At 39.9% G+C, this 1435-nt stretch carries 3 protein-coding genes; all 3 read left to right on the top strand.

Features of this window, described 5'->3' with window-relative positions:
- Positions 1-271: 271 nt before the first annotated feature.
- The 3 genes from QUA40_RS28720 to QUA40_RS28715 are packed head-to-tail and all read left to right on the top strand — an operon-like array spanning position 272 to position 1378.
- Positions 272-544: a hypothetical protein gene (locus tag QUA40_RS28720; RefSeq protein WP_333132110.1), complete on the top strand. Its 273-nt coding sequence runs from the start codon at positions 272-274 to the stop codon at positions 542-544.
- Positions 545-565: 21 nt separating this feature from the next.
- Positions 566-889: an IS66 family transposase gene (locus QUA40_RS29240; protein WP_445301217.1), complete on the top strand. Its 324-nt coding sequence runs from the start codon at positions 566-568 to the stop codon at positions 887-889.
- 30 nt (positions 890-919) lie between these two features.
- Entirely contained in the window at positions 920-1378 is a 459-nt protein-coding gene (locus tag QUA40_RS28715) for a hypothetical protein (protein ID WP_333132108.1), read from the top strand.
- Positions 1379-1435: the final 57 nt, after the last annotated feature.

Raw genomic sequence — 1435 nt, 5'->3', positions numbered from 1 at the left:
GATAGTCTAGATGGAAGCTCATAACGGTAAATGTATTATTAGGTACATTTTACACCATAAACTCAGGAGAGCCGATTCTTTTAACAGACAATCGTCAATAAACTAGGTTTATTGCCGATTACCAACAGCTAGGATGACGTAAAGCCGTTCGATTGCACCTTGACAGGGCTGCAGAACCCATCCAATACTTAGATAGCTTTTACTTCTGCTATGTTACAGCGGTTCCCGCTGTAATGCAGTACACGAAATAGAGCAGTTGCCACTTTAAGAAATTGGTTGGGTAATCCCTGCAACTGTACCTCATAAAAGTGGGAACCGCTGTAAAACCCTCAGCAGGTATCCAACCTGGGTTTATGCTGTCAGTTTTGACCCCGATGGCAAGCGGCTGGCTACTGGCAGTGATGGCACAACTGTGATACTGTGGCTATGGGATTTTGATTATTTAGTCAAAGAAGGCTGCAATTTCATAGAGAATTACGTCATACCTAATCCTGATGATGAAGAAGCCCTTGAAATTGACATAGATTTATGTAAAAAGTTTTAATGGTTTTACCGTAAAAACTGCATAAAATTCCCAAATTCCAACTCATATAAAAATTCAACCTTTCCCAAACCTTTTACCCACCATCAACATGGTGGGCTAATTGACAATTTATTTCTCTTTCTGGAAGATGCGACAATTCCACCCACGAATAATAGTAGTGAACAGGCGATTCGGATGAGTGTAATATTTCGCCGTGTGACTAATGGCTTCCGTTCGGAATGGGGTCGAGATTTGTTTGCTGCGGTTCGTTCAGTTGTTAATACTGGTAAACGTCAGGGTTTGACGGCTTATCAATCTATTCAACAAGCTCTCTCTACTGATCGCTCCCTTTTTTGCCCTAGTTGAGCAATTACCAATAATCAATTAACCGAAGGAATGATTGAAATCGGTTCTCCTGCTGTCTATTTATCACCAGGATTAAAACAAATTCGCACAGTTCGCCTTCTATTACCTGACCCGTTACCACAATCTTCGGTTGTCAATGTGCCATTACTTCCTACTATCCTCCAAACTAAAAAAGTAGAAGGTCATCGCTGGATAGAATTTTGCTTGGAAACAGAAACAGATGAGAATGTAGATTATTTTGTTTCCCTGAATTCTGAAGGGGAGTATTGGATTTTAGATGCAAATAGAGAACCAATCAAAAATGTTCTTTTTCCGATAATAATTGATGAACCTAAAGCCACAGAAACGTTAATTAATCGCTTAATTCATATTGCCAGATATGAGACTATTTTGAACCTGGATAATGAGGATGCTTTTGCTCGCTTAAATGGCAAACTTAAGGTGGAGTTAGTTAAATCAGTGAAACGGCAACCATTGGTGACAAGTTAAGGCTCAAAGCCAGTTGTCAAGGGGATTTTCGGAGGTAGCTCAAAGAAAAAAGGTTCT

The sequence above is a fragment of the Microcoleus sp. Pol11C3 genome (genome assembly GCF_036701485.1).
In the GTDB taxonomy this organism is placed as follows: Bacteria; Cyanobacteriota; Cyanobacteriia; order Cyanobacteriales; family Microcoleaceae; genus Microcoleus.
The sequence above is the reverse complement of the archived record's forward strand: the minus strand, read 5'-3'. Positions and strand labels throughout refer to the sequence as shown.

Bases quoted from the DNA above. Each gene is read 5' to 3' on its own strand.
- QUA40_RS28715 (WP_333132108.1), top strand. From the start codon at position 920: ATGATTGAAATCGGTTCTCCTGCTGTCTATTTATCACCAGGATTAAAA.